Source organism: Gracilibacillus kekensis (genome assembly GCF_900143085.1).
Classification (GTDB): Bacteria; Bacillota; Bacilli; order Bacillales; family Amphibacillaceae; genus Gracilibacillus; species Gracilibacillus kekensis.
This window is the reverse complement of record NZ_FRCZ01000007.1, coordinates 230,280-237,749: the sequence shown is the minus strand read 5'-3', so window position 1 is coordinate 237,749 and position 7,470 is coordinate 230,280. Positions and strand designations below refer to the sequence as shown.

Sequence of the window (7,470 nt, the reverse complement as noted above, 5' to 3'; positions counted from 1 at the left end):
AAAAGCCATCTTTCAACATGGTTTCATGCGAAACCATGTATTATCCGGTATTAGCCCCGGTTTCCCGGGGTTATCCCAGTCTTACAGGCAGGTTGCCCACGTGTTACTCACCCGTCCGCCGCTCGTTCCACGAACTTCCTCCCGAAGGATTCCGTTCGCTTCCCGCGCTCGACTTGCATGTATTAGGCACGCCGCCAGCGTTCGTCCTGAGCCAAGATCAAACTCTCAATAAAAGTTGTCTTGCGCACAGTTGTTAAACTGGCTTGTTTCATGTTTTTATCATACTGGTTGTTTTGTTCAGTTTTCAAAGATCAAGTAATAAATGGTGGGCCTGAGTGGACTCGAACCACCGACCTCACGCTTATCAGGCGTGCGCTCTAACCAGCTGAGCTACAGGCCCATTTATATCATGGAGCGGGTGAAGGGAATTGAACCCTCGACATCAGCTTGGAAGGCTGAGGTTTTACCACTAAACTACACCCGCATGTTCACATATTTAATTAAAACCTTCGACTGGTCGGGAAGACAGGATTTGAACCTGCGACCCCTTGGTCCCAAACCAAGTGCTCTACCAAGCTGAGCTACTTCCCGGTCATGGCGCGCCCGAGAGGAGTCGAACCCCTAACCTCTTGATCCGTAGTCAAACGCTCTATCCAATTGAGCTACGGGCGCTTGATAAAAGCGACATCTATTAATATAACACGAATTACGTAGTTAAGTCAATAAGTTTTAAGCATTTTTTGATGCGGTCGAGAGGACTTGAACCTCCACGGGATTACCTCCCACTAGGCCCTCAACCTAGCGCGTCTGCCATTCCGCCACGACCGCTCATTATCTATTAGATATGAATGGTGAGCCATGGAGGATTCGAACCTCCGACCCTCTGATTAAAAGTCAGATGCTCTACCAACTGAGCTAATGGCTCTTGTTGTCTAACAAATCATGGCGTTAGCTCGATCTACTCTAAGAATTAAAATCCACTTATAAGTAGAGAACTTTTATAGAAGCATCCCTGACAGCATCACTATCCTTTATACATTCACAAATCAACAACTTTGTGAAGTATCGATCAAGTTCTAAGAATAGTATATTCGTCCGAAAGACGAATGCTGTAATTATTTCTAACAAAATAAAAATGGCTGGGCTAGCTGGATTCGAACCAGCGCATGACGGTACCAAAAACCGTTGCCTTACCGCTTGGCTATAGCCCAATATAAATGGCGGTCCGGACGGGACTCGAACCCGCGACCTCCTGCGTGACAGGCAGGCATTCTAACCAACTGAACTACCGGACCTATTAAATTTTTAAATAAAGGATGACCCGTACGGGATTCGAACCCGTGTTACCGCCGTGAAAGGGCGGTGTCTTAACCACTTGACCAACGGGCCATGTTAAAAAATAAAAAAATGGCGGAGAAGGAGGGATTTGAACCCTCGCGCCGCTTACACGACCTACACCCTTAGCAGGGGCGCCTCTTCAGCCACTTGAGTACTTCTCCATGGCTCCACAGGTAGGATTCGAACCTACGACCGATCGGTTAACAGCCGATTGCTCTACCACTGAGCTACTGTGGAATAATGAATAACTCATGTTGACGACGTAAAATATATTACATCAATTTAAGACTAATGTCAACTGATATTAAATTTAGTTTCTGTTAAAGTAATAAAAGAAATAATAATTGGCGCTTTTCAAAGTAGCGCCAATATAATTTACCACACTATCATAATCCTAGTCAATAGAATTATAAAAATTATTTTTCATTAAAACTATCTAGCGTTAACATTCCTTTGCACTTTCCACAACGATATTTTTTTATATCCATTCGCTTTCTTCTTTTATATAAATGGTTACATTCTTTACAATAGTAATAATACTTAAAATCATATTCCATCGAAGGCAATGGATTACAATGCCTTGGTGAATTAGTCTCTTTTAATAACTGTTTGAATTCGGGGTCACGATGTTGATAACCCTTTCCTTCAATATGCAGGTGGTAATGCACCAATTCATGCTTAATAATCCCCTCAAATTCTTCATAGCCTAGTTCATTATAATATTTTGGATTTAATTCTATTGTTCTTTTAGCTGGTAAATAACGGCCACCAGTTGTTCTAAGACGGTGATTAAATATAACAATATCTATAAATGGCTTCTCAAAAAATCGTATAGAAAGATCATTTGTTAACTTTTCTAATTCTTCTTGACTTATCAGCGACATAGTTTCACACCTATCTTAACTAATTCATACATTATATCAACATACTTTAAAAGGAGGAATCAAAATGCCTTCTTGGTTAATCAGACAATTGACGGGTGCTTTCCATCAAAAAAACAAATATCAAATTCGGTTGTTAAACCAATGTTGGTTTTTTTATTGTGAAACTGAGAATAACCAGAAAGAGTAAAAGGTACAAGTTGCACCCTTTACTCTAAGTAACACGTAGACTTCCACCCGTAAAATCTCACTATATTATGATTGAATCATGGTTAAAGCTATTCGTTGCTTTTGTTGATCTACCTGGTCGACCCAAACAGTTACTACATCTCCAACAGAAACAACATCCATAGGGTGTTTCACAAATTGATTCGACAGTTTTGAAATGTGAACTAACCCATCCTGTTTGACACCAATATCGACAAACACACCAAAATCAACCACATTCCGAACCGTTCCTTGTAATTCCATTCCGCTTTGCAAATCTTCCATAGATAACACATTCTTTTTTAGTAATGGTTTAGGCAAGTCATCACGTGGATCACGGTTTGGACTAATTAACGCTTTTAAAATATCCTCTAATGTTGGCATACCTATATCTAATTTATTTGCTAAGTCTTTTTTGTTCAAATCTTTTATCACGTTTTTTAGCTGTTCAGATCCTAATTCATTTAAACTAGCATTCACTTCAGCTAATAGCTGTTTTGTAGACTTGTATGATTCAGGGTGAATTGGCGTTCGATCTAATGGCTCTTCTCCTTCTATCACACGTAAAAATCCAATACTCTGCTCATACGTTTTATTACCTAACCTTGGTATATCTTTTAATTGTTTACGATTCGTAAATTTACCAAACTCATCACGGTGTTTCACTATATTGTTAGCAACGGTTTTGTTAAGCCCAGAGACATATTGAAGTAAAGAGGAGGAGGCTGTATTAACGTTGACTCCTACTTGATTTACCGCCGTTTCTACTACAAATGTTAATGATTCTGTTAACCTTTTTTGACTAACATCATGTTGGTATTGCCCCACCCCTATTGCTTTAGGTTCTATTTTCACAAGTTCTGCTAATGGATCTTGAACACGTCTCGCAATGGACACCGCGCTTCTTTCCTCTACTTGTAATTCAGGAAACTCTTCACGTGCTAATTTGGAAGCAGAGTACACGCTTGCCCCTGCTTCGTTGACAATAATATATGCTAAATCTAACTGGTGTTTTTCAATAACATTAGCAATGAATTGCTCTGTTTCTCTCGAAGCAGTTCCGTTTCCGATTGCAATTAATTCAATTGGATATTCGTTTAGAAATTTTATTACTTTTTTCTCTGCACCGGCTGTATCATGCTTTGGAGCTGTCGGGTACATCACATCAACCGCTTTTACTTTCCCAGTATCATCTACTACTGCTAATTTACAACCAGTACGAAATGCTGGATCGACGCCTAAAACATGTTTTCCTTTTAATGGAGGTTGTAATAATAAACTTTTTAAATTTTTTGAAAAGATATCAATCGCCTGTTCTTCAGCTTTCTCCGTTAAAGCTGATCTTATTTCACGTTCTACTGATGGTTGAATAAGACGTTTATAACTATCCTCAATTACTACCTCTAAAAATTCTTTCGTCTGGTTATTACTTGCTGGCTTTACTACCTGCTTTTGAATAAATTCTATTATAGCTTCGACTGGAGTTTCAATTGAAACTTTAAGTACTTCTTCTTTTTCTCCCCGATTTAAGGCTAGAATCCGGTGAGATACAATTTTATTTACTGATTCACTATAGTCATAATACATTTCGTAGATTTTCTTTTCGTCAATATCTGCTTTCTTTGCTTTTGAAAGAAACGTACCTTTCTGATGCGTTAGCTTTCTTATCTGCTCACGGAACTTCGGTTCATCGGCGATCCATTCGGCTATAATATCTTGGACACCCGCAAGGACATCTTCCACTGTATGTAATTCATTTTCTTCAGAGAAAAAATCAACTGTTTCTTCATTTAAATCAACACTTTGCTGGTGATATACTCGTTCAGCTAACTGCTCCAATCCTTTTTCCTTTGCAACCGTTGCTCTAGTACGACGTTTTTGTTTGTATGGACGGTATAAATCTTCTACCTTCTGTAATTGAGTAGCTTTCTCTATCTCTTGTTGCAATTCTTTTGTTAGTTTATCTTGTTCATCAATTAATCGTATCACTTCTTGTTTGCGATCCGCTAATGTATTAACATAATTCCAGGCATCTTGAATATCTTTGATTTGCACCTCATCCAGAGATCCTGTCATTTCCTTCCGATAACGCGCGATAAAAGGAACAGTATTTCCTTCTTCTAAAAGGTTAATAACGCTTTTCACTGATTTCTGATTAATTTTTGTTCTTTCTGCAACATTATTGATTAATTGTAAAAGCTCTTCACTATTTGGCAATGTATTTCCTCCTTCATACTAATCCTACTTCATTTTAACAAAAAGCAGGAAAATAAGAAATGCACAAGCAATTGCACAAAACATTCCCAATTTTTAGATCTAATACTGAGTTGACACAAACTGCTGCGAAGTAATGAAAACTTCATCACACAAAGAATAATGATGAGTGAACTACCACCGCTACGGAAAAATACTCCCTTTCCGGGGGCACGGCGGTCTGCTAACTTTGGGAAGAAGACCACTTCCAAAAGTGGATCTTCAGCTCGTGCTGTTCCCCCAGGAGTGTCGCATTTTCCCTCCGCTTTGTAGAAATATCTGTTCAAATAAGATGAAATAAACTATCATATCAATATTTTAACAGTTACTTTATTTGTAGAACATTACTAAAGCGCAGTCCATTTACGCAGACTCTTGCGGGATCAGCGTCTTCCGAAGACCCCGCAGGAAAAGCGCCCTTTGCTTTTCTGAGGAGGCTGAGGTGACGCCCGCAGAAAGCGAAGTAAATGGACGGAGCTTTTGCATTCCACTCATCAAAATTTCAAAGTGAGCAGTACAATTACTTCACAATTTAGTTTAACGCTCAATAGTTATAAAGATTTATTGCATTAGAAAAGGAACCTCTATGTTATGAAAGAGATTCCTTGTTATATTTCATGGCTATTAATGTTGTATCATCATCTAATTTATGACTATACAAATGTTTAAAAGTATCGGTAATGTGTGTTACTTCTTTATGGAGAAAGTAGGAATTCGATATTTCTTTTGGATCTACACCATCCGAAAACATAATAAAAATTAAATTTTCCTCCAAGGTGTCCTCCACTACTTTAAAAGGGCGATCATACCCGCTTAGATAACCAACTTGTGGTATATTTCTTTTTTTTATGGAATTAGAAGTGATGGTCATTAAACCTATATTGCCAATTGATGAATAGAAATACTGTTTGGTCTTAAGGTTTATTTGCAAAATCCCTAAGACAGCTCCACGTTTGCCAACTAATTTCTGATTACTTTTTTTAATCATTGATGTCACAGTATCATCTATATTATCTTGAATAACATCCATGACAACCTGTGAGGACTCTTTAGCAAGTTCACCACTACCAAGCCCGTCCGCTATCGCACACGTAAAAGTATCATCCGTTTCAGAATAGAAATAACTGTCACCACAATAATAGTTACCTTTTTTTGCTTTTTGAAAGACGGATACTTCAATTTGCTGCTTGCTAGCCATTAACGAATAGCCCCCATATTTTCAGCTTGTAGTGCTTCTCGAAGTTTTTTTAGTGCATGTCTTTGTATTCTGGATACATGCATTTGCGATATACCTAATAATTCTCCCGTTTCTTTTTGACTCATATTTTCAAAATAAGTATAGCGAAGGATTTGTTGCTCTCTCTCATTTAAAATAGGCATAATTTTCTTCAGTAAAAGTTGTCGGTCTACATCTTCATACCCTGATTCCTGGTTACCTATTAAATCTAATATAGAAACCTCACTGCCATCCGAGTCAGCCTCGATCTTCCGGTCAACTGATAATGCATTATAACTTTGGCTCATTTCCATTGTTTCTAATACTTCTTCTTCTGAAACTTCAAGGTAATTTGCAATTTCTTTGATGGACGGTGATTTTTGATTGTTTGTTGTTAAATGTTCTGTTGCTTTTTTTATTTTAGGGCCCAATTCTTTTATCCGTCTTGGTACATGTACACTCCATGTCTTATCACGAATAAAACGTTTGATTTCCCCTATAATGGTTGGAATCGCGAATGATTCAAATGATCTACCTACGTCTGGATCATATCTTCTGATTGCTGCTAATAATCCTAACATCCCTACCTGTTCTAAGTCTTCATAGATCATATTATTTTTTGCATATTTCCGGGCTAAGGATTTCACAAGTTTTTCGTAGGTTAATACGATTTTCTCTTGCAATTCTTCTTCATTAGGATTCTCTTGAAAAGTACGAATCCACTGGTAAACCTCATCCTCGCGATTATTGTGTGGTCGAAATTTGGTCGTCATTGATATCCACCTCATTCTCATGGAGGTATTTGGTCATTAACACGATCACACCGTAATCATTTTTTATTTCTACCTTGTCCATTAAAGCTTCAATTAAGAATAAGCCAAAGCCTCCTTCACGCAAGTCGTCAATGGATTGGTCATTTTCATAAGGACCAATGCCTTCTTTTACTTTCTTTAAATCAAAACTTTCCCCGCGATCAGCCACCATAACTTCTAAACGGTCTGGATATAAGGCAAAGCCTACGGTGACTTCTCCACCTTCTTCGTTTTCATAAGCATGTTCAGTTGCGTTGGACATCGCTTCGGATATCGCCACTTTTAAATCTTCTATTTCTTCATAACTAAAGCCCATCCTGTTTGCGATACCAGATGTACTTAATCTTACTACTCCTACATATTCTGCTTTTGCTGGTACTCTCATTTCAATGAAGTCAAAAGGTTCCATATTATTTTCCACCTCGTACCGTTGAATCGATATTTAGCACACTATCTAACCCTGTAATTTCAAACAGCCGTTGCACTCGACCTTGTAAAGCTACTAATCGTAATTCACTGCCATATTCTTTAGTTGATTTCAATGCACTTATAAATACACCAAGTCCTGTACTATCCATATAATTCACCTGTTCTAAATCAACTACCACAGTTGTATTTCCCATTTTTGTTAAAGGTAATAGAGCTTCCTTTAACTTTGGCGCAGTATAAGCGTCTATTTCACCCGTTAATTTAACTTGCTGTTTTTCATCGTTCTCCATCACTTCAATTTCTAGGTTCAAGATTGTTACCTCCTCGTCATTTA

Annotated in this window: 7 protein-coding genes, 11 tRNA genes and 1 rRNA gene; 1 reads left to right on the top strand and 18 read right to left on the bottom strand. The window is 38.0% G+C overall.

Features of this window, described 5'->3' with window-relative positions; genetic code table 11:
• From BUC25_RS16470 to BUC25_RS16410, 13 genes are all read right to left on the bottom strand, one after another.
• Positions 1-233: ribosomal RNA gene (locus BUC25_RS16470) — 16S ribosomal RNA — on the bottom strand; the annotation flags it as partial.
• A 90-nt stretch (positions 234-323) separates the two neighbouring features.
• A tRNA-Ile gene (locus BUC25_RS16465) sits at positions 324-400 on the bottom strand.
• A gap of 10 nt (positions 401-410) precedes the next feature.
• Positions 411-484: transfer RNA gene (locus BUC25_RS16460), tRNA-Gly, on the bottom strand.
• Positions 485-514: 30 nt separating this feature from the next.
• Positions 515-591 (bottom strand) — tRNA-Pro (locus BUC25_RS16455).
• 4 nt (positions 592-595) lie between these two features.
• Positions 596-672 (bottom strand) — tRNA-Arg (locus tag BUC25_RS16450).
• Positions 673-744: 72 nt separating this feature from the next.
• Positions 745-828 (bottom strand) — tRNA-Leu (locus tag BUC25_RS16445).
• A gap of 21 nt (positions 829-849) precedes the next feature.
• Positions 850-925, bottom strand: a tRNA-Lys gene (locus BUC25_RS16440).
• Between the two features lie 211 nt (positions 926-1,136).
• Positions 1,137-1,211: transfer RNA gene (locus BUC25_RS16435), tRNA-Gln, on the bottom strand.
• A 7-nt stretch (positions 1,212-1,218) separates the two neighbouring features.
• A tRNA-Asp gene (locus tag BUC25_RS16430) sits at positions 1,219-1,295 on the bottom strand.
• Between the two features lie 22 nt (positions 1,296-1,317).
• A tRNA-Glu gene (locus tag BUC25_RS16425) sits at positions 1,318-1,389 on the bottom strand.
• Positions 1,390-1,408: 19 nt separating this feature from the next.
• Positions 1,409-1,499 (bottom strand) — tRNA-Ser (locus BUC25_RS16420).
• A 1-nt stretch (position 1,500) separates the two neighbouring features.
• Positions 1,501-1,575: transfer RNA gene (locus tag BUC25_RS16415), tRNA-Asn, on the bottom strand.
• Positions 1,576-1,754: 179 nt separating this feature from the next.
• On the bottom strand, positions 1,755-2,222 hold the full coding sequence (locus BUC25_RS16410; protein WP_073202969.1) for a SprT family protein: 468 nt from the start codon (positions 2,220-2,222) through the stop codon (positions 1,755-1,757).
• A 64-nt stretch (positions 2,223-2,286) separates the two neighbouring features.
• Between BUC25_RS16410 and cmpA the strand changes: the two genes are divergently transcribed.
• Positions 2,287-2,409, top strand: coding sequence for a cortex morphogenetic protein CmpA (cmpA, locus tag BUC25_RS19205; RefSeq protein ID WP_139251849.1), 123 nt, complete (start codon positions 2,287-2,289; stop codon positions 2,407-2,409).
• A 65-nt stretch (positions 2,410-2,474) separates the two neighbouring features.
• Here the strand turns inward: cmpA and BUC25_RS16405 are convergent, their stop codons facing one another.
• The 5 genes from BUC25_RS16405 to BUC25_RS16385 all read right to left on the bottom strand — a co-directional run bounded on the left by BUC25_RS16405 (position 2,475) and on the right by BUC25_RS16385 (position 7,447).
• The gene (locus BUC25_RS16405) at positions 2,475-4,643 is read right to left on the bottom strand and encodes a Tex family protein (protein WP_073202968.1); all 2,169 of its coding nucleotides are present in this window, start codon (positions 4,641-4,643) and stop codon (positions 2,475-2,477) included.
• A gap of 625 nt (positions 4,644-5,268) precedes the next feature.
• Positions 5,269-5,877 (bottom strand): PP2C family serine/threonine-protein phosphatase, encoded by a 609-nt coding sequence (locus BUC25_RS16400; protein ID WP_073202967.1) that lies wholly within the window; start codon positions 5,875-5,877, stop codon positions 5,269-5,271.
• Positions 5,877-6,668, bottom strand: a complete 792-nt coding sequence (sigB, locus tag BUC25_RS16395; RefSeq protein WP_073202966.1) for an RNA polymerase sigma factor SigB — start codon at positions 6,666-6,668, stop codon at positions 5,877-5,879. Before sigB ends, BUC25_RS16400 begins: the two co-directional genes overlap by 1 nt.
• Positions 6,640-7,116, bottom strand: a complete 477-nt coding sequence (gene rsbW / locus BUC25_RS16390; RefSeq protein ID WP_073202965.1) for an anti-sigma B factor RsbW — start codon at positions 7,114-7,116, stop codon at positions 6,640-6,642. Before rsbW ends, sigB begins: the two co-directional genes overlap by 29 nt.
• Before the next feature lies 1 nt (position 7,117).
• Positions 7,118-7,447 carry an STAS domain-containing protein gene (locus BUC25_RS16385; RefSeq protein WP_073202964.1) on the bottom strand — a complete coding sequence of 110 codons (330 nt, stop codon included), beginning with the start codon at positions 7,445-7,447 and terminating at the stop codon, positions 7,118-7,120.
• Positions 7,448-7,470 lie beyond the last annotated feature (23 nt).